The 19,212-nt window shown below is 71.1% G+C and carries 20 protein-coding genes; 3 read left to right on the top strand and 17 right to left on the bottom strand.

Annotation, left to right across the window (positions count from 1 at the left end; genetic code table 11):
* Positions 1–8 precede the first annotated feature (8 nt).
* From AB0H21_RS03645 to AB0H21_RS03630, 4 genes are read right to left on the bottom strand one after another with little or no spacing between them, the layout of a single operon-like run.
* Entirely contained in the window at positions 9–2,771 is a 2,763-nt protein-coding gene (locus AB0H21_RS03645) for a CHAT domain-containing protein (protein WP_358511059.1), read from the bottom strand.
* Positions 2,768–3,472: a hypothetical protein gene (locus AB0H21_RS03640; protein ID WP_358511056.1), complete on the bottom strand. Its 705-nt coding sequence runs from the start codon at positions 3,470–3,472 to the stop codon at positions 2,768–2,770. The genes AB0H21_RS03645 and AB0H21_RS03640 overlap by 4 nt, the downstream gene beginning before the upstream one ends.
* Complete coding sequence (locus tag AB0H21_RS03635) at positions 3,469–3,990, bottom strand: sigma-70 family RNA polymerase sigma factor (RefSeq protein WP_358511054.1); 522 nt, start codon at positions 3,988–3,990, stop codon at positions 3,469–3,471. Before AB0H21_RS03635 ends, AB0H21_RS03640 begins: the two co-directional genes overlap by 4 nt.
* A 43-nt stretch (positions 3,991–4,033) precedes the next feature.
* Positions 4,034–5,065, bottom strand: coding sequence for a S8/S53 family peptidase (locus AB0H21_RS03630; RefSeq protein WP_358511051.1), 1,032 nt, complete (start codon positions 5,063–5,065; stop codon positions 4,034–4,036).
* 192 nt (positions 5,066–5,257) lie between these two features.
* Here AB0H21_RS03630 and AB0H21_RS03625 point away from each other — a divergent pair, with 192 nt between their 5' ends.
* Positions 5,258–5,752, top strand: a complete 495-nt coding sequence (locus tag AB0H21_RS03625; RefSeq protein WP_358511048.1) for a DUF3145 domain-containing protein — start codon at positions 5,258–5,260, stop codon at positions 5,750–5,752.
* A gap of 233 nt (positions 5,753–5,985) precedes the next feature.
* Here AB0H21_RS03625 and AB0H21_RS03620 read toward each other — a convergent pair whose 3' ends face one another.
* Entirely contained in the window at positions 5,986–6,192 is a 207-nt protein-coding gene (locus AB0H21_RS03620) for a toxin-antitoxin system HicB family antitoxin (protein WP_358511045.1), read from the bottom strand.
* A 28-nt stretch (positions 6,193–6,220) separates the two neighbouring features.
* Here AB0H21_RS03620 and AB0H21_RS03615 point away from each other — a divergent pair, with 28 nt between their 5' ends.
* A complete protein-coding gene (locus AB0H21_RS03615) occupies positions 6,221–7,519 on the top strand; it encodes a transposase (protein ID WP_358511042.1) in 1,299 nt (432 codons plus the stop codon).
* A 279-nt stretch (positions 7,520–7,798) separates the two neighbouring features.
* Here the strand turns inward: AB0H21_RS03615 and AB0H21_RS03610 are convergent, their stop codons facing one another.
* The 12 genes from AB0H21_RS03610 to AB0H21_RS03555 form a co-directional block, all read right to left on the bottom strand.
* Positions 7,799–8,296 (bottom strand): GNAT family N-acetyltransferase, encoded by a 498-nt coding sequence (locus tag AB0H21_RS03610; RefSeq protein ID WP_358511039.1) that lies wholly within the window; start codon positions 8,294–8,296, stop codon positions 7,799–7,801.
* A gap of 6 nt (positions 8,297–8,302) precedes the next feature.
* Positions 8,303–8,686: a DUF1778 domain-containing protein gene (locus tag AB0H21_RS03605; protein ID WP_358511036.1), complete on the bottom strand. Its 384-nt coding sequence runs from the start codon at positions 8,684–8,686 to the stop codon at positions 8,303–8,305.
* A gap of 290 nt (positions 8,687–8,976) precedes the next feature.
* Positions 8,977–10,377 (bottom strand): carboxyl transferase domain-containing protein, encoded by a 1,401-nt coding sequence (locus AB0H21_RS03600; protein WP_358511033.1) that lies wholly within the window; start codon positions 10,375–10,377, stop codon positions 8,977–8,979.
* A gap of 36 nt (positions 10,378–10,413) precedes the next feature.
* Positions 10,414–11,676, bottom strand: coding sequence for a beta-ketoacyl-ACP synthase II (gene fabF / locus AB0H21_RS03595; protein WP_358511030.1), 1,263 nt, complete (start codon positions 11,674–11,676; stop codon positions 10,414–10,416).
* 57 nt (positions 11,677–11,733) lie between these two features.
* On the bottom strand, positions 11,734–11,973 hold the full coding sequence (locus AB0H21_RS03590; RefSeq protein WP_184616608.1) for an acyl carrier protein: 240 nt from the start codon (positions 11,971–11,973) through the stop codon (positions 11,734–11,736).
* 73 nt (positions 11,974–12,046) lie between these two features.
* The gene (locus AB0H21_RS03585) at positions 12,047–12,994 is read right to left on the bottom strand and encodes a beta-ketoacyl-ACP synthase III (RefSeq protein WP_358511383.1); all 948 of its coding nucleotides are present in this window, start codon (positions 12,992–12,994) and stop codon (positions 12,047–12,049) included.
* A gap of 5 nt (positions 12,995–12,999) precedes the next feature.
* On the bottom strand, positions 13,000–13,914 hold the full coding sequence (locus tag AB0H21_RS03580) for an ACP S-malonyltransferase (RefSeq protein ID WP_358511380.1): 915 nt from the start codon (positions 13,912–13,914) through the stop codon (positions 13,000–13,002).
* Positions 13,915–14,030: 116 nt separating this feature from the next.
* The gene (locus tag AB0H21_RS03575; protein WP_358511377.1) at positions 14,031–15,140 is read right to left on the bottom strand and encodes a helix-turn-helix domain-containing protein; all 1,110 of its coding nucleotides are present in this window, start codon (positions 15,138–15,140) and stop codon (positions 14,031–14,033) included.
* Positions 15,141–15,246: 106 nt separating this feature from the next.
* A complete protein-coding gene (locus tag AB0H21_RS03570) occupies positions 15,247–15,696 on the bottom strand; it encodes a DUF350 domain-containing protein (protein ID WP_358511026.1) in 450 nt (149 codons plus the stop codon).
* Between the two features lie 69 nt (positions 15,697–15,765).
* Positions 15,766–16,920 (bottom strand): glutathionylspermidine synthase family protein, encoded by a 1,155-nt coding sequence (locus AB0H21_RS03565; protein ID WP_358511023.1) that lies wholly within the window; start codon positions 16,918–16,920, stop codon positions 15,766–15,768.
* Position 16,921: 1 nt separating this feature from the next.
* Positions 16,922–17,341: a hypothetical protein gene (locus AB0H21_RS03560; protein ID WP_358511021.1), complete on the bottom strand. Its 420-nt coding sequence runs from the start codon at positions 17,339–17,341 to the stop codon at positions 16,922–16,924.
* A gap of 74 nt (positions 17,342–17,415) precedes the next feature.
* Positions 17,416–17,838 (bottom strand): hypothetical protein, encoded by a 423-nt coding sequence (locus tag AB0H21_RS03555; RefSeq protein WP_358511018.1) that lies wholly within the window; start codon positions 17,836–17,838, stop codon positions 17,416–17,418.
* 212 nt (positions 17,839–18,050) lie between these two features.
* Between AB0H21_RS03555 and AB0H21_RS03550 the strand changes: the two genes are divergently transcribed.
* A complete protein-coding gene (locus AB0H21_RS03550; protein WP_358511015.1) occupies positions 18,051–19,073 on the top strand; it encodes a PHP domain-containing protein in 1,023 nt (340 codons plus the stop codon).
* The last annotated feature ends 139 nt before the right edge of the window (positions 19,074–19,212 follow it).

Raw genomic sequence — 19,212 nt, 5'->3', positions numbered from 1 at the left:
GCCGCGTGTCAGATCGGATGCCCCAGTGAGCCGAAGCAGGCGAACCCGTCGACGCCCGTCTTGCGGCTCGCGGTCGCGAGTGCCTCGGCGGGGGTGTGGCCGGAGGTCAGCAGCGCGTGGAACGCCGTCATGAGCGTCAGCGCCTCGTCGTCCCGGACGGGCACGAGACCGGCGACCACGCAGGCGGTCCCCTGGTCCAGGAACGCGCCGGCGAGGCCGAGCGGCGCACCGTCGACCGGCGCGTGCGCCATCCCGGTGTCACAGGCGGACAAGATCACCAGCGGGGGCGTCCGTTCGTGCCGGAGCAGGTCGTACGCCATGAGCGGCCCGTCCTCCAGGGTGATGCTGGACAGCAGGGGGCTGCGGACGCGGAACGTGCCGTGAGCCGCGACATGCAGCACGTCCGCGTACTCGAGCGCGCCGAGCACATCCCCGCGCACAGCCCTGACCCGCACGGACTCGTTCCCGCCGCCTGAGGGCGGACGTGCTCCGGCCGCATGGGCGCGGACGACCATCGCCGCCTCCGCGTCGGCGTACCGGAGTTCCGGCCCCGCCACGGCGACGACCCTCGCCCCCGGGCTCTCGGACATGTGGTGTTCAGGCGCGGTCACGTGGGGCGCGGGTTGAGACGGATCTGCGAAGGCGGCGGCCGGGACGGGAAGCGGTGAGGTCTCGGCTCCGCGGGAACCCGGTCGCCGGGTGGCCGTCGTCAGCCAGGCGATGGCGCTGGAGGCCACGCACAGCGGCCGGCCATGGCAGGCCGGGAGCACCGGCCACGGCAGGGTGTGCAGCGCGCCGGTCGGCACGATGACCAGCGGCCTGTCCCCGATGTCTCCGGCCAGAGGCCCGAGCAGGTGCGCGCCCAGGCGTTCCGCCTCGGCCGCGACCTCGTTGAGGGCGTGAGTGTCCCGGAGCCCGGCCCGCCGCAGGCCGTACCGGACGCGAACGGTGGCCTCGGCCGCCGCCGCGTACGAGCCCAGCTCGCGCAGCGCATGGCGATCGGCTGTCACGACGACCGCGGCCAGCCGGTCACCGTGCCGCACGAACTCGACCAGCGCCGCGCCCTCCAGCGCCTCGCGCAGCGTCTCGGTCAGCGCGGCGTCTTCCGGTCTCGCGTCCGATGCGGGTTTCCGGGTGAGGGCGCGGCAGTGTTCGGCCCAGCCGAGGATCACTTCGGGGCGTCCGTCGGCCAGGGCGAGCGACAGGCCGAACTCCGCGAGCCGCTCACCGGCCCGGGCGGCGTGCGCGCGTACCCCGGGGTCGGTGAGGCGCTCGCCGCCGGACGTCACCTCCGCGAGCCCGGCCCGGAGCGCCGCGATGGCCGCGGGACGGTCGCCATGAAGGTCGCGTTCCAGGGCGGTCGCGTGATGGCGGACGAGGCGGTGCGTCCGCCCTGCCGGATCGGTGGCGATGACGTGCCGAAGCTCGGCCTCGGCACGGGCGCGGTCTCCCAGCGTCAGGGCCAGCTCGGCGGCGGTGAGCCGTAGCGCGGCCGCCTGACCCGTCCAGCCCGCCCAGGCCAGGCGTCCCCCCAGCTCGCGCAGCTCGTCCAGCAGCCGCCGGTCGCCGGCCCGGTCGTTCAGCGGGTTTCCGATGGGTTCGCCCGTTACCTGCCGGCCGTCCGTCACCTGGCCGGGACGCTCGCCCGTCGGGCGTCGCCCGGCGGAACGTTCCGCGAGACGGGCACGCAGGACGACCTCCTCCGCCAAGGGCAGCCAGGCGTCGCGTCCCTGCGAGGTGAACTCCCGGGCCGCGAGCTCCGCGCCCGCCTTCGCCTGATGAGGGTCGCCCACGAGTAGTTCCAGTTCGGCGAGGAGCAGCCGGGATTCGGCGAGCGCGCCCCGGGCTCCGGCCATCGCCAGCTCGGGCACAGCCCGGGCGAGCTGAGCGCGGGCCTCGCCGGGCAGGTGGGCGGCCAGCAGGGCCTCGGCGAAGTCGGCCCGCATCACGGCGAGCCGCTCCGGGTAGCCGGTCAGCTCCCGCTCGGCGGCCTGGTACCCGGCGTAGGCGGCCGGGATGTCTCCTCGCCTGGCCGCGACGAACGGGATGTTGGCCTGGGCGAGGACGGCGAGGTGGTCCAGCCCCGCGTCCCGGGCGATCACGAGGCATGCCGACAGGTCGCGGGAGGCCTCGTCGTAGTGTTCCAGGTAGGCGTGGGCGATTCCCCGGTTCACCAGGGCCCCGGCCAGGAAGCGGGCGTCCCCGGATCCGGTGAGCCCTTCGATGGCGCGGTCGCAGCGGGCCACCGCCTCGGCCGTCCGTCCGAGACGGACGAGCGCGACCGCGCGCTGGACGCCCAGCCGGTGGCGGTCGAGGCCGGTGAGGTGGCGTTCGGCCAGGTCGGCCACGCGGAGCCCGCCCTCGGGGTCGCCGAGGTCGGCGCGGACGGTCACCAGGGACAGGCGGGCCTGCGCGGCGCGCTCGGGCAGGTCGCGTGCCGCGGCGACGGCCAGGCGCAGGTGCTCGGCCGCGAGCTCGAGGTCGCCGAACTCCCGGGCGGTGAGCGCCAGCGCGCGATGCGCGACGGATGCAGCCTCGGCGTGCCCCCGCGCCTCCGCCTCGACCAGCACGGCGCTCGCACGCTCCCGTGCCCGCCCGGGGTCTGCGCCCGACAGCGACACCGCCTCCTCGGCCGCCACCACAAGGCGTCCGGTTTGCGGCTCTCTGTCTTCGGGAGGGCGCGGGGTGGTGGGCGTCCAGGACTCGGGCATGGCGGGGGTGCGGGACGCCGGGGGGTTGCCGGAGGCGGCGGGGTGCGGATCGCCGGTCACTGGCGGACGCAGTGCCAGCGGGTCGCCACGGGGCGGTCGCCCGGCCGGTGGTAGACGACGCTCAGCCAGCCGTGGGGGAGGCCCGTCGTGGCGAACAGGCCGTTCTCGGTGGGGAAACGGATCTTGCTGATGTGCGGCGTCCTGATCTCGACGCGGGCGCCCCGGACGGGGGCGGGGTGCACCTGGCCGGCGAGGTCGAGGTGTGAATCGCGGACCGTGACCTCCATGTCGATCGTCAGCCCGTCGGCGCCGAAACGCAGCAGGCGCGGCTCGTCGTCGGCCGGGCAGCCGTCGGAGCGGACGCCCGCCAGGGGCCGCGCGTCCGCCACGAGACCCGGCTGGGGCTCCAGGGGGCCGGCCAGGACGACTCCGGGCAGGCGCAGCGCGAACACGGCGCGCGCGTCGGTGCCGACCCGCTCGGGGACCGGGTCCACCCCCGCCGCGATTCTGAGGGCGGCCAGCAGGTATTCGTCATCGGCCGGACGTGGCAGGAGGCGCTCACCGTCGCCCACGGCCGGAACGTGCCCATCTCTGGCGGCACCGGCCGAAAGCCGCCCCTCGTCGCCACCCGAGGCCATGCGGAGGCCGCCGATGGCCGGAGTCACCCGAGGCTGGTCCCTGGCGGCCAGAGTGGCGAAAAGGTCGATCTCGGCGGGTGACGGATCATCGGCACTCGCCGGATGGGGTTCGTGTCGGGTCATCGGGCCTCCTCGCCCATGAGGGAGCGGACGCGTCTGAGGCAGCGCATGCGCGTCGGGCCGATGCTGCCGATGGGCATCTGCATGCGCCGCGCGAGCTGGGCGTAGGTGACCTCGGGGAGGGTGACGATCAGGCGCAGCAGCGTGCGGCAGGGCTCGTGCAGCGTGTCGATCGCCGCCCAGAGCCGCCGCCCGTCCTCCTCGCTGAGCATGCGCGCGACGGGGTCGCCCTCGGTGGACGGGAGGTCGGGGACCAGCCCGGTCAGGTGATGACCCGCCCGCTTACGGCGGATCCGCCCGGCTTCGTGGCGGGTCGTGGTCACCAGCCAGGCGCCGACGGCCTCGGGGTCGCGGATCGTGTCCAGCTTTTCGACGAGCCGCAGCCAGGCCGCTTGCACGGCGTCGGCAGCGTCGGTCGCGTCGAGACCGCAGGCGCGGGCGACCGCCCACATGCGGAACCCGAAGCGGTCGACCAGTCCGCGCCACGCGGTCTCGTCGAGAAGATCGAGGTCGTAAGGCATATCGCGACCCTGTGTAGTTGCTTGAATACTCTTGGTGAGAACCTTAGCGAACCGTGGGCACGAAGACCCCGAGATCGGGAAAACGCGTGCCCTGCCGCGCGTCGAGCACGTGGTCGGCGGCCTCCGCGGGGGACATGCGCCGCGCGGCGGCGGCGATCGCCCCGGCGACGAGGGCGGCCGCGAAGGACGTGCCGTTCCAGCTCGCGTAGTTCCTGAACGGGTGAAAGTCCACAAAACTGCTGGTCAAGTCCTCACCACGGGCGCACGCGTCCACCCACGGCCCGAACGCCGAGAACCGGGCGCGCCCGGTTTCCGTGGAATTGAGGGCTCCGACGGCGATCACGCGGGGCAGCGCGGCGGGCCAGAACGGCCGCGAGGACGCCGTGTTCCCCGCGCAGGCGACGATCACGGTGTCGGGAAACCCGGCCAGCGCGCGCTCCAACAGAGGCGACGGCCGGTCGTCGTAGGTGAAGCATCCGAACGACAGCAGCAGGACATCGAGGCGGACGTCGCGCAGGCGGCCGAGCGCGCGCAGCACGCCCGCCTCGTCGCCGACGCCCTCGCTGTCCAGCACCCGGGCCACCCGCAGTCGCACCCCGGGAGCCTGGCGCAGCAGCAGGCCCGCGATGAACGTGCCGTGCCCCGCCTGCTGGTCGAGACGCCCGTCGCCGTCGGCGTCGAGCACTTCCTCCGGCCGGCCGGTGAACCACGGCTGCCCCTCGAACCACGGGTGCCGGACCAGGCCGGTGTCGAGCAGGCCGACCGTCACCCGGGACGGCGCCGCCGTGTCGTACGCGGGGGCGGGCGCCGGGCGAGGCGCGCCGGTGGGGCCGCCGAAGAACAGGGGCTGGCCGGTCACCACGTGGTTGGGGGAGACCTCGTGCCCCTGGGCGGCGAGCGTGGCGGCGATCTCGCACGGGTCCGCCCCGGGCGCGAGCCGGAGCAGGTAGAGGCCCTCGATGTTCTCGACGGCCTGCGTCCACCGGGTGGCGGCGACCGGGGAACGGCTGAGGAGCATGCCCGGACGAATCAGGGCAGTTCGCCCCGGCGTGTGCTCCACTGCCTGCACGTTCATCGGTGACTCCTCGAAGGGACAGGTAATCACCGAGTGTATCTTTCCCTATGCGGAGAGTTGGCAAGCGTGATTAGGTATGACCCGGCTCTGGTGCCCCGCCACGACGGACGGTAGTCTCTCCCTCAGTCACTTGTGATCATCCCAGTATGAGGACGTTGGGGAAGGCGCACCTCGTACGAAACGGGAGGTCCGGTGTCTGCTCGTGGCGTGCTGTACGTCCACTCGGCTCAGCCCGCGCTGTGCCCGCATATCGAATGGGCGGTCGCGGGTGTCCTTGGCATACCCGTCGACCTATCGTGGACCCCTCAGCCGGCCCAGCCCGGCACGGTGCGCACCCAGGCCGAGTGGGAGGGCCGTCCCGGCACGGCCGCGGCGATCACGTCGTCCCTCATGGGCTGGCAGCGCATCCGCTTCGAGATCACCGAGGACGCCTCGCCGGGGGTGGACGGCTCCCGGAACGCCTACACGCCCACGCTCGGCGCCTTCACGGCCGTCGTCGGCGTCTCGGGCGACATCATGATCCCCGAGGATCGGCTGCGCAACGTCATGCTCATGTCGGCCCAGGGCCGCGCCGCGCTGGAGGACGAGCTCGACAAACTGCTGGGCAAGCAGTGGGACGAGGAACTCGAACCCTTCCGCTACGCGGGCGACGGTGCCCCGGTCCGCTGGCTCCACGCCGCCGTCTGACCCTCGCCCCGGCGTCACGGGCCCCCACGTCGCTGACGCGCGTCAGGCACGTCCCGCTTGGACCGTTCCGGGCCGCAAGGCGTTCGACGCTTGGCAGGCCGAGGTCGGCACGCGCGCCGCGTCGAGCGCGAGGCCGAGTCAATGGACGTGACGGCCTACAACGCCCGCTGGGGTGAGTACGTGTCCCTACGCCTGGTGATGCTCCACCAAGAAACCGCAGGGCGCCCTGGCCTTCATTCAGGCCTGGAGGAATGCGCGCCCCCGCGAAGTGGGTCAGTGGAAGCCGGATCGCCGTCACGGCGATCCGGCGTCTGGCCCGGGGCGACGGCGCGTCGTATGACAGCGACCAGCCAGGAGTTCAGGGAGCGGTCGTCGGCTGCGGCTGCGGCCCTGGCCTGCTCGTGCAAATCGTCGGGAAGTCTCAGATTCACATGACCCATAGGACCATTCTCGGACTACAGTGGTCCCGTGTCGAGGTTCCGGATGTACCCCACGCCGCAGCAGGAGCAGCAGATGCTGCTGCACTGCGCGCACGCCCGGTACGTGTGGAACCTCGCCGTCGAGCAGCACGCTCACTGGAAACCCGGCAGGAAACCCGCGCCGGGGTTCGCCGAGCAGTGCCGCCAACTCACCCAGGCCCGCGCGGCCAGTGAGTGGCTGCGCGCCGGGAACGCCAACATCCAGCAGCAGGCGCTCAAGGACTTCGCAGAGGCCAAAGCCCGGTTCCACGCCTCCGGGTTCGGGCATCCGACGTGGCGGAAAAAGCACCGGCATGAGGGGTTCCGGGTCATCGGCGCCGACCGGGTGCCCGTGTTCGACCCTGACGGCACGCCCGTGCTGAACGCCAAAGGCAAGCAGGTCATGTCCCGCAACGTGGTCGTGCACAAGCTCAACCGGCGGTGGGCACGGGTGAAGGTACCCGGCTGCGGGTGGGTACGGTTCCGTCTCACCCGCCCCGCCCTGCCGGACGCCAAGACGTTCCGGGTGACCTTCCGCAACGGTCAGTGGCACCTGGCGTTCGCCATCCGGCCCGAGCCCATCGACGCGCCCGGCAACGGCCGGAGCGTGGGTGTGGACCGGGGCGTCACCATCACGGCCGCGCTGTCGGACGGCCGCACCCTGAACTGCCCGCAGCTCACCGTGAAGGAACACGCGAAGATCCGCAAGCATCAGCGGCGCGCGGCACGCTCCCCTAAGGGCAGCGACCGCAAGAGGTCCGAGTATGCCAAGGTGGCCCGGCTGAAGGCGGCGGAGGCCGACCGGCGCAAAGACTGGTGCGAGAAGACCAGCACCATGCTCGCCCGCGGCTTTGAGGTGATCCGGTTCGAGAGACTGAACATCACGAACATGACCCGCTCGGCCAGGGGAACGGCCGAGCGGCCCGGCCGCAACGTCGCCGCCAAAGCCGGGCTGAACCGGGTGATCCTCGCCCAGGGTTGGGGGCTGCTGCGGCAGCGCACCGGGCACAAGGCGCCCGGCAGGGTCGAAGACGTCCCCGCCCCGTATACGAGTCTGCGGTGCAGCGCCTGCGGATGGATCGAGAAGAACTCGCGCAAGAGCCAAGCCGAGTTCTGCTGCGTATCCTGCGGGTTCACCTGCAACGCCGACATCAACGCAGCAATCAACGTCGCGGCAGGACAGGACGCGAGTCCCGGGCATCGCGCCCGTGCCGGAGGGGTGACACCGCGCAAGCGGTCGAGTGCCCGTGAACCTCAACCCACAAGGGTTGAAATCCCCCTCTTTCAAGAGGGGGAGGATGTCAACTGATCCACGAGTACGCCCGCGCGCCCCACAACGGCCACGCCGACTTCGAAGCCGTAGGCCCCTGAAGTCGCCAGGAATTGGGCCTCGCTGTCGCTCGGACTGTGTGCTCGAGGAGTTTTCCGGTGGTCTCACGCTCGGCCGCGTGATGCCGGCACTTCGCTCGTCAGACGACATGACGAAGGGGTGTCTGGTGAGGAGGGGCGCCCAGGACGTAACGGAGCCGCTCATTCCCGTCGGCCAAGGGCGGACGGCTCCTTGTCAGTAGGTTGAACAGCCGGCCGGCTACAGATCGGACAAGTCGCGCTCGATGTCGCTGAGCTTCCGGACCAACCTCATGTCACCCGGTATTCGCCGGAATCCGTACTTCTCGTAGAACAGCGCAGCCTCTTCATCGATGGCATCCACGACGACCAACCGGAACGCCACCTCCTTTGAGGCTCGCACCATGCGGTTCAGAGCATCGATGAGCAGCCTGCTGCCCAAGCCTTGCCCCTGCAATTGCCGGTCGAGCGCCAGTCGCGCCAGGATCACCGCGGGTATCTGTTCGGGACCGCCCCGCCCGATCTTAGGTGGTACCTGTGCCTTTTCGATCGCATGCCCAGCGATGGAGTAGTAGGCCAGTACGTGTGCCTCGTCTTGCCGCGTCCAGACAAAGGTCCGAGCGGTCCTCATCGCTTCGGCGTGTGAGGCGTACTTCTTCAGCCAGTCGCTGAGATCTTCCTTTCCGCAATCGAAGTCTCCCAGGTTGTGGTCCTGGCTGAGCGGCTGCGCGACGTACACGATTACCTACCGATTCATGATGTCGCTGTTCTTCCGTGCCGCCTCAGTCAGCGCCGTGTTACGCATCGGCTCAGCATCAAGCGACGCGAGGATGTCGTCGTAGAAATCCGGCGGGACGACGGTTACCTGCTCCCGGCGTAGGACCTCTTGAGCTGCAGATCGGGCGGCTTGAAGAACGAACGTCGTAGTGGTCTCCCGTGAGACGAATGCGGCCTGCTCGATCAGGTCCTTGTCCTGCGGGGTGATCCGTACCTCCAGCCGAGATTTCGCTGGATTCATGTGCTTGGGCTGAACTGCCGGTGTGGCCTTCTTAGCCGTCTTCCTCGAGATCTTGTGAGTCTTCGCGTCCGGATTCTCTTCCGCAGTGCTGCTGGTGAGATGCCCTGTCATTGCCGTGGTGTCCCTCCTGCGCAGACTCCGGCCTTGCGCCGAAGCCGGACCATGACCTGGTGTCCGTAGCGGCCGCTTGCTCGGCGCTACGCATGGTCGTGGGAGCATTGCGCTACCATCTGCGATGGGTGTACGGACACTGTACGGACAAATGCGATCGGCTGTCAATCCAGAAGGCAGACGCGCAGAAACGCCGTTGGCTCCCGGTGCGAGACGGCGGACTGTGAGAGTGAAACGACGAAAACGCCCCGCGTCCCAGTGGGCTGGGAGCGGGGCGTCGGGAGCGCTGGTTACAGCGGGATGTTGCCGTGGGCGCCGCGGGCCGGGGTTGCCTGGGCGAGTACCTTGGCGATGGCGGTGCGGGTCTCCTCGGGCTTGATGACCTCGTCCACCACGCCGAGCTGGATCGCCCGGTCGAGCCCCCCGGCGACCTTCTCGTGCTCCTCGGCGAGGCGCGCCTCCAGGGCGGAGCGCTCCTCCTCGGGCGCGGCGGCGATCTCGCGGCGCTTGAGCACCCGGACGGCGGCCAGGGACCCCATGACGGCGATCTCGGCGGTCGGCCAGGCGAAGACCCTGGTGGCGCCGAGCGCGCGGGAGTTCATCGCGATGTACGCGCCGCCGTACGACTTGCGGGTCACCAGCGTCACGCGCGGCACCGACGCCTCGGCGAAGGCGTGCAGCAGTTTGGCGCCGCGGCGGACCACGCCGTCGTGTTCCTGCCCGACGCCGGGAAGGTAGCCGGGGACGTCCACCAGGACGACCAGTGGCACCCCGAAGGAGTCGCACATGCGGACGAACCGGGCGGCCTTCTCGGCGGACGTCGAGTCGAGGCAGCCGGCGAGCCGCATGGGGTTGTTGGCGATGATGCCGACCGTGCGGCCGCCGAGACGGCCGAGCGTGGTGACGATGTTGGGCGCCCACTTGGGGTGCAGCTCGACCCCGGGCTCGTCCAGCAGGCCGTTGACCAGCGGGTGCACGGAGTACGCCCGGCGGACCTCCTCGGGCAGCAGTCCGGAGAAGTCGATGTCCTCGACCGAGTCGAGACGGAGGCGCCCCTGGTGGCCGAGCAGCACGGACAGCCGGCGGGCCTGCGCGACCGCCTCGGTGTCTGTCTTGGTGACGATGTGGACGACGCCGCTGCGCTTGCTGTGCGGCTCGGGGCCGCCGAGCCCCGCCATGTCGATCTTCTCGCCGGTGACGCTGCGGACGACGTCGGGGCCGGTGACGAAGATGCGGCCCTGGTCGGAGAGGATCACGAGGTCGGTCAGCGCCGGCCCGTACGCGGCGCCGCCGGCGGCCGGGCCGAGGACCACCGAGATCTGCGGCACGACGCCCGAGGCCCGGGTCATCGCCGCGAAGACCCGCCCGACGGCGTGCAGGGACTCGACGCCCTCGGCGAGGCGGGCGCCTCCGGAGTGCCAGAGGCCGACGATCGGCACGCGCTCGCGGACCGCGACGTCGTAGGCGTGCACGATGTGCTCGCAGCCCTCGCTGCCCATCGCGCCGCCCTGGAAGCGGGCGTCGCTGGCGAAGCCCACCACCGGCACACCCTCGATGCGTCCCATGGCGGCGAGGGCGCCGCTGCGGTCTTCGGGGGTGATCAGGTGGATCGAGCCCTCGTCGAACAGGGCCGACAGACGTATCAGCGGATCTCGGGGGTCTGGGGCGGCCTCCTCGGAGGTTTCGCTCACAACCCCGTTGTCGAGCACAGTCACTGTCGCTCCAAATCAGACGCTTGCGAAGGCGACGGCGACGTTGTGGCCGCCGAAGCCGAACGAGTTGTTGATCGCGGCGATCTGGCCGTCTGGGAGCTTGCGCGGCTCACCGCGGACGATGTCCACCTCAACGCCGTCGTCGAGGTTGTCCAGGTTCACCGTGGGTGGGACGATCCGGTCGTACAGGGCCTTGATCGTGAAGACGGACTCGATGCCGCCGGCGCCGCCGAGAAGGTGGCCGGTCATCGACTTCGTGGCCGTGACGATCGGGTGGTCGCCGATGATCTCCTGGATCGCCACCGTCTCCACGACGTCCCCCGCGGGTGTCGAGGTGGCGTGCGCGTTGACGTGCCGGATGTCCTGGCCCGTCAGCCCGGAGTCCTCCAGGACCCGCCGGGCCGCGCTTCTGATGCCCGCGCCGGTCGGCTCCGGCTGGGCGATGTGGTGGGCGTCGGCGGAGTAGCCGACGCCGGCGGCCCGCGCGTAGATGCGGGCGCCGCGGGCCAGGGCGTGCTCCTCGGACTCCAGGACGATGATGCCCGCGCCCTCCCCGAGCACGAACCCGTCGCGGTCCCGGTCCCAGGGGCGGGAGGCCCGCTGCGGGTCGTCGTTGCGCGTGGACATCGCCCGCATCGCCGCGAACGAGGCGACGTTCAGCGGGTGGATGGCGGCCTCGGTGCCGCCGGCCACCACGACGTCCGCCCGCCCGGACCTGATCATCTCCATGGCGTAGCCGATGGACTCGGCGCCGGTGGCACAGGCGCTGACGGTGGCGTGGACGCCGGCCGTCGCGCCGATCTCGATGCCGATCCAGCCGGCCGAGCCGTTCGGCATCAGCATGGGGACGGTGAAGGGCGACAGCCGCTGCCAGCCCTTCTCCTTGAACAGGTCGTAGGCGTCCAGGATGGTGGTGATGCCGCCGATGCCGCTACCGACGACCACGCCGAGGCGGTCGGGCGCGACCTTCGGCGTGCCGGCGTCCTGCCACGCCTGGCGCGCGGCGATCAGGGCGAACTGCTCGGCGCGGTCGAGGCGCCGGGATTCGGGCCTCGGTAGTACCTCGGTGGGCTCGACGGCGACCCTGGCGGCGAACTTCACCGGAACGGAGTCCACCCACTCCTCGGTGAGGGGGCGGATACCCGACTTCCCGGCGAGGAGCGCCGACCAGGTCGAGTCGACGTCTCCACCGAGGGGCGTTGTCACGCCGAGCCCGGTGACAACGACGCGTACCCGGTCTGTGCTCACGATGCGCTCCCTGTGATTGTCGCGAAGCATGGCCCACGCGAGGCGTGGGGGGTGGTCAGACGTCCAGCGGCTGGACGCCTGAGCCGGTCAGTTCTGGATGAAGTTGACGACATCCTTGACGTTCTTCAGGTGCTTGAGCTGGTCGTCGGGGATCTCGACGCCGAACTCGTCCTGGGCGGCGACGGCGATCTCGACCATGGACAGCGAGTCGATGTCGAGGTCGTCGACGAAGCTCTTCTCCAGGGTGACCTCCGACTCCGGGATGCCGGTGATCTCGTTGATGATCTTGCCGAGGCCCGCGAGGATCTCCTGCTCGGTGGCTGCCATGTCGCGATTTCTCCTTGAATTTTCGGGATTTCATTGGGTGTGTACGGTGAGCCGTGCGGGCCTCCGTACAGGTTCAGGGGATCTCGACCACTTGGCCGGCGTAGGTCAGGCCGGCGCCGAAGCCGAGCAGCAGGGCGAGGTCGCCGGAGCGGAGCTCGCCGCGCTCGGTCATGCGGCTCAGTGCGAGCGGGATGGACGCCGCGGAGGTGTTGCCGGCCAGCACGATGTCCTTGGCGATCAGGGCCTGGTCGGCGCCGAGCTTGCGGGCGATGGCCTCGATGATGCGCAGGTTGGCCTGGTGGGGGACGAAGGCGGCCAGCTCGGAGGGGGCGACGCCCGCGCGGTCCAGGGCCTCCTTGGCGACCGGGTGCAGCGCGGTGGTCGCCCAGCGGAAGACCGTCTGGCCCTCCTGAGACAGGAAGGACTCGCGGTTCCTGATGGCGATCACGTCGGACTTGTCGCCCGCGCTGCCCCAGACCACCGGGCCGATGCCCGGCGTCTCCGACGGGCCGACCACGGCGGCGCCCGCGCCGTCGGCGAAGATCACGCAGGTGGCCCGGTCGGTCCAGTCGACCCACTGCGACAGCTTCTCGGTGCCGATGACCAGCACGTGCGTCGCCGACCCGGCGCGGACGGCGTCGGCCGCGGCCGACAGGGCGTAGCAGAAACCGGCGCAGGCGGCGTTCACGTCGAACGCGCCGGGGGCCTGGATGCCGAGCCGGTGCGCGACGCGCGCGGCGGCGTTGGGGATCTGCGCCTCCAGCGTGCAGGTGGCGACGACGACCAGGTCGATGTCGCCGGCCGACAGCCCGCTGGCCGCCAGCGCCTTCCCGCCCGCCTGGATGGCGATGTCGATCTCGGACTCCTCCGGACCGGCGATGCGGCGCTCCTTGATGCCCACGCGGCTCTGGATCCAGGCGTCGCTGGTATCGATCGTCTTGGCGAGATCGTCGTTGGTGACGACCCCGGGCGGCTGGTAGCCGCCGAACGCCAGCACCTTGGCGCCCGGGGCGCCCCGCATGATCCTCACTGAGCGGTCTCCTTGCTGATCAGAGCGCGGGCGGCCTCAAGGTCGTCCGGGGTCTTGAGGGCAACGGTCTCGATGCCGCGAAGCGCCCGCTTGGCAAGGCCGGTGAGGGTGCCGCCCGGGAGCAGCTCGATCATGGCCGTCACGCCGAGGTCCTGCATGGTGGCCATGCAGCGGTCCCAGCGGACCGGGCGGCCGACCTGGTCCACGAGCCTGCCGACGAACTCGGCGCCGCTCGTCACGGCCGCGCCGTCGGAGTTGGACAGCAGGGTCACGCGCGGGTCGCCCGGGGTGATCGCGGCGGCCTCGGCGCGGAGGTGCTCGACGGCCGGAGCCATGTGATGGGTGTGGAAGGCGCCGGCGACCGACAGGGGCCGGGCGCGCGCCGGAGGGTCGGCGGCCAGGGCGTCGAGCTGCTCGATCGTGCCCGCGGCGACGATCTGGCCCGCGCCGTTGATGTTGGCGGGTGTCAGGCCGTGGCGCTCGATCGCGGCGAGGACCTCGGCCTCGTCGCCGCCGAGCAGGGCCGTCATGCCCGTGCGGGTGACCGACGCGGCCTTGGCCATGGCCTGGCCACGCTCGCGGACGAGGGCCAGGGCCTGTTCCGGGGTGAGGACCCCGGCGAGGGCGGCGGCGGTGAACTCGCCCACGCTGTGCCCCGCGACGACGCCTGCCGGGACGTCGGGGCCCAGCAGGGCTTCCGCGGCGACGAGGCCGGCGGCTACCAAGAGTGGCTGGGCGACGGAGGTGTCGCGGATCTCGTCGGCGTCAGCCGTGGTGCCGTAGGAGACCAGATCGAGCTGCGCGACCTCGGACCACGCCGACAGACGATCTTTCACACCGGGGATCTCGAGCCACGCCGAGAGGAATCCGGGAGACTGGGCACCTTGGCCGGGAGCGACGATGACGAGCACAAAATCCACCATGCCCTGTAGGAGTTCACCACACTGCTAATGATCCGTACGAACTTTGTCGGGGGGCCTTTGTAGGAAACCTCCACCCGAGGTTTCCGGCCGGTTACACAACCTGGTCAAGTCACAACGGTTCGCGACAACCGGCCGAGGATCAACCCGACCTGGAGGGTGAAGGCGGACCGTCCTTCGGTCGGCTGGTAGCCCGTCAGTTCCGTGATCTTTTTCAAACGGTAACGCACGGTGTTCGGGTGGACGAACAACAGACGGGCCGTGGCTTCCAAAGATGTCCCCTGCTCCAGGTAGGTCGCCAGTGTGTCGAGCAGAGGGGTGCCCTCCAGGGGCTTGTACACGTTCTCGATCAGCTGGGCCCGCGCGTCCTCGTCGCCGTCGATCGCCCGCTCGGCCAGCAGGTCCTCGGCGAGCACCGGGCGCGGCGCGTCGGGCCAGCCGGCCGCCGCGCGCAGGCCCGCCGTGGCCGCGCGGGCCGAGCGCGCCGCCGTGTGCAGGTCGGGGACCTCCGGGCCGATCACGATGGGGCCCGCCCCGAACCGGGGGACGACGTGCCGCGCGGCGTCCTTGATGCTGTCGGCGCCGCCGACGATGACGATCAGCCGGTCGCCCTGCACGCCCGCCAGCAGGTCCTGCCCGAGGCGCCGCCCCTTGTCGCGCATGCCGTCGATGACGGACTGCGGGTCGGCGTCGGGCGCGTACCCGGCGAGCACGACGACCGGCGAGGACGTCCAGCCGAGCGCGGCCGCCCAGGAGTGCAGCCCGTCGTCCACCTCGCCGCGGACCAGCGCGTCCACGATGAGGGCCTCCAGCCGGGCGTCCCACGCGCCGCGCACCTCGGCCTCGCGCGCGTAGACCTGCGCCGCGGCGAACGCGACGTCGCGGGTGTAGCGCAGCATCGCGTTGCGCAGCAGCTCCTCGCCGCCGGGCGCGGCGAGGTCGGTGACCTCGGCCTCCACGACCTCCACGACGACGCGCACGAGGTCGACGGTCTGCTGGAGCGACACCGAGCGTTTCAGCTCGCGCGGCGCGGTGCCGAAGATCTCGATGCTGGGGGTGGTCCTGCCCTCGTCGGCGTGCTGGAACCACTCGACGAAGGCGGCGATGCCCGCCTGGGCCACGAGCCCGACCCAGGAGCGGTCCTCGGCCGACAGGGCGCGGTACCAGGGCAGACGATCGTCCATCCGGGCCATGGCCGCCGTGCCGAGACTGCCCATCGCGCGTTCGAGCCGTCGTGCGGTGTCCTCGCGTACCCGGTCGTTCACATCCCTAGAGTGCCAGGTGAGCGCGAGTGCGGTAGCCCCATGCGGGTGCGTCTGTGCGCTATATCACCGCGACCGCCGTGATGAGCCCGATGGCGAAGTGCGTCACCGCGAGCAGGATCGCCCCGGGCTGCAGCGACGGCTCGCGCACAAGTTCGCGCACCGAGATGCCGACGACCCGGTCGAAGAAGATCATGCCGAGCGTCTGGACGGCGATCCCGACGAGGCCGAACACCAGGGTCGCGAGCAGCCCTTCTCGAAGTGCGCCGCCCGAGGACCAGATCGACGCCGCGACGATGAGCCCGAGGGCCCCGAGCCCGGACGCGGCGAGCAGCGCGGCGTTCGGGTTGCGGTCATCCTTGATCACCTTGCTGAGCCGGCCCGGGGTCACCATGTCGATGACGTAGAAGCCCGTGATGAGCAGCAGGACGCCGAGGACGGCGTAGGCGAGGATGGCGAGGGCCCCGTGCCCGAGCGCCTCCGCGAGGGGGCCGGCGAGCGCGATGGTCATAGGTCTCTCCTGTACGAGGTCGGGGGGCGCCGGCCGTGGCGGGCCGGGGGAGGGGGTCGAGCCGGAAGGTCAGAGGGCGATGCGGTGGGGGACGAACGAGGAGGAGTCATCGGTGATCAGGCCGGAGGTCTCCCGGATGCCGAGCCCGGCCGCCTCGTCCCCGACGACCCACGCGCCGAGCACCGGCCGCCAGCCGTCGAAGTCGGGCAGCGCCTGGAACTCCTGGTAGACGTAGCCCTCGGCGCCGTACTCGCCGTCCGTCTTCTCGACGCCTTCGGGCGTGACGACGCGCATGCTCGCCCCCTCCCGGCCGAGGAGCGGCTTCTCGATGTGGGACGTGAGGCCGCGCGGCCCGTCGAGGTAGGCGGGCAGCAGGTTCGGGTGGCCCGGGTACATCTCCCACAGCACGGCGAGCAGCGCCTTGTTGGACAGCAGCATCTTCCACAGCGGCTCGATCCAGGTCATCGAGACCTGACCGCGCACCGCCTGCGGCCCGAACGGGTCGGCGACCGCCCACTCCCACGGGTACAGCTTGCACAGCGTCCGGATGACCCGCCCTTCCATGTCGACGAAGCGCAGGCCGGCGGCGTCCCAGCCGATGTCCTCCATGGCGACGGCCACCGTCGTGAGGCCCGCCTGTTCGGCGGTCTCCTGCAGGTAGCCGAGCGTCATCACCTCTTCGCCGGTCTCGTCCATGTTGGTCCAGGCGAAGTGCGCGGGGCCGCTCTGCAGCGGCAGTCCCTTCCACCGCTCGATCAGGCGCTCGTGGACGGAGTTCCACTGGTCGTCGCCCGGGTGCGTGTCCTTGAGCCAGAACCACTGGATGAGCGCGGTCTCGACGAGGCTCGTCGGGGTGTCGGCGTTGTACTCGAGCAGCTTGGCCGGCCCGGTGCCGTCGTAGCGCAGGTCGAAGCGTCCGTACACGTGCGGGTCGCGGCGCCGCCACGAGGCCTCCACCTCGGGCGCGGCCCATCCGGGGATCGCGAAGTCGTGGTAGCGCCCGCGCGTGATGACGTGCTCGACCGCCTCCAGGCACATGCCGTGCAGCTCCTCGACCTGGCTCTCCAGGTCGAGCACCTCGTCCATGGTGAAGCTGTAGTGCACGCCTTCGTCCCAGTACGGGCGGGTGAGGTGCTCGGGGTGCGCGGTGCGATGGTAGGCGAGCCCCTGCGACTCGATGATCTCTTCCCAGCCGTCCCGCCGCGCGGACGTCTCGCGCCGCACCTCAGCTCCCTCCGTGGTCGCGGCCGCCCAGGCCGCCGCGCGTGATGGACCGCCCGCTTCTCGTGACGATCTCGGTGTCCTTGGGCATGACGGTCGTCCCCCGCGAGACCCGGCCGCTGCGACGGCGGCCTCCGTAGTACCAGAAGTAGGCGGAGCGCCCGTGCCCGCCGCCTCCGGCCCTGGGCGGGCAGTGGGACGCGCTGACGACCTTGTAGGAGCCGTCGTCCTCACTGGCGCGGCTCACGCAGTCGGCGGTCACCGCGTCCGGCTCCTCCACGTAGTCGTCATCTATGTCCGGCTGCCAGTTGTTCCCGCCGGAGTTCTGGCCGTTCACGCCGTAGTAGGCGTTGGATGGGCCGGGGGAGGGGGCGCAGGAGGTCATCACCAGGCTGGAGAGGATCGTCAGAGTCCCCACTGTCACCACGTGCGACGATAATCGCCGTGCGGGATTGGTCATGATTCGGATCGCCTTCCCGATGAGGTCGTGATCGCCGCTCAGCCCCCGCCGAACATGCGGCCGCCGAAACCGCCGCGCTGGATGACGTTCCCGCCGCGGGTGCTGATGTGGGCGTTGGACGGCCGTATGGTCGTGCCGCCGCGAACCCGGCCGGCCAGCCGGGTTCCGCCGTAGTACCAGCCGTAGGCGCCGTGGGATCCGTGGTACCCGCCGGAGCCCGAGCCGCCGCCGTCGTCATCGCAGTAGCGATCGTTGACGCTCAGATAGGAGCCGTCCGGCTGCCTGCCGTGGAGGTCCACGCAGTCCGCGGCCACGCGCGGGGCGTAGGCGTCCTGGGCCGCGCAGAAACCGACGAACAGCGTGGACAGTACGCCCATCGTGCCGAGGGCGATGGCGCTGCTCGACAGCTTCTTCTTGGCCTCGCCCGCCGGCTTCCCCGCCGAGGGTCCCGCTGGTGCCAAGTAGTGCGAAGGTCGCGGGGGGCCTGGCTCAGGGTTCGCCATCGATGTCCATCTCTCGAAAAGTCAGATCAGCGTACCGTTTGGACCGTTCAACGGGCTTCCCGTAAATGAGGTTCCTATCCGGAGAAATTCGTATAAGCAGAACATAAGTTCCGGCGCTCGCGCGAGACGGACGGCGAGGAGGGGCCGCGCGGCCGGAGTAGATTCGCCCTGTGGAACCGGTCGAAGCCCTGAAACGCATCGCCTTCCTGCTGGAGCGCGCCGGAGAGCCCACCTACCGCGTGCGCGCCTTCCGCGGCGCGGCCTCCACCATCGCCGACCTGCCCCACGGCGAGCTCGAACGGCTGGCCCGCTCGGGCGGCCTCTCCGAGCTCAAGGGCATCGGCAAGGTCACCTCCCTGGTCGTCACCGAGGCGCTGGACGGCAAGACCCCCACCTACCTGCGCCGCCTCGAGGACACCGCGGGCCTCGACCTGGACGAGGCCACAGCCGCCCTGCGCTCCGCGCTCAAGGGTGATCTGCACAGCCACTCCGACTGGTCCGACGGCGGGTCGCCGATCAGGGAGATGGCCCTGGCCGCCCGCGACCTCGGCCACGAGTACCTCGCCATGACCGACCACTCGCCGCGCCTCACCGTCGCGGGCGGCCTGTCGCCCGACCGGCTGCGCGAGCAGCTCGACGTCATCGCCGCGCTGAACGACGAGCTCGCGCCGTTCCGCGTCCTCACCGGCATCGAGGTGGACATCCTGCCCGACGGCTCGCTCGACCAGGAGCCCGAGCTGCTGGAGCGGCTGGACGTGGTCGTCGCCAGCGTCCACTCCCAGCTCCGCATGAACCGCGACGACATGACCCGCCGCATGGTCACGGCCATCGCCGACCCGCGCGTCGACGTCCTCGGCCACTGCACCGGGCGCATCGTGCGCGGCGGCGGCAGGCGCGGCGGCCTCAGACCCGAGTCCGACTTCGACCCCGAGATCGTCTTCGAGGCGTGCCGCCGGTTCGGCGTGGCCGTCGAGATCAACTCCCGCCCCGACCGGCTCGACCCGCCCAAGCGCCTGCTGCGGCCCGCGTACGAGATGGGGTGCCTGTTCTCCATCGACTCCGACGCGCACGCCCCCGGCCAGCTCGAATGGCAGCACTACGGGTGCGAGCGCGCCGTGCGGTGCGGCGTCGAGGCGGACCGCGTGGTCGACACCTGGCCCCTGTCCGATCTCCTGGCCTGGACCGCCGGGTAGACCGCGCTTCGCGGGCCGGATGGACGCCGGTTCGCGAGCCGGACGGGGCGTGCGTCCGATGGCCGGACGGGGCGCGGGTTCGCGAGCTGGACGGGGCGCGGGTTCGCGGGCCGCTCGAATGTCGGTGGGCGGGCGTACG

This window comes from Sphaerisporangium sp. NPDC051011, from assembly GCF_040653595.1.
Lineage (GTDB): Bacteria > Actinomycetota > Actinomycetes > Streptosporangiales > Streptosporangiaceae > Sphaerisporangium.
Note: the sequence above shows the minus strand (reverse complement) of the source record. Positions and strands in the feature narration are given on the sequence as shown.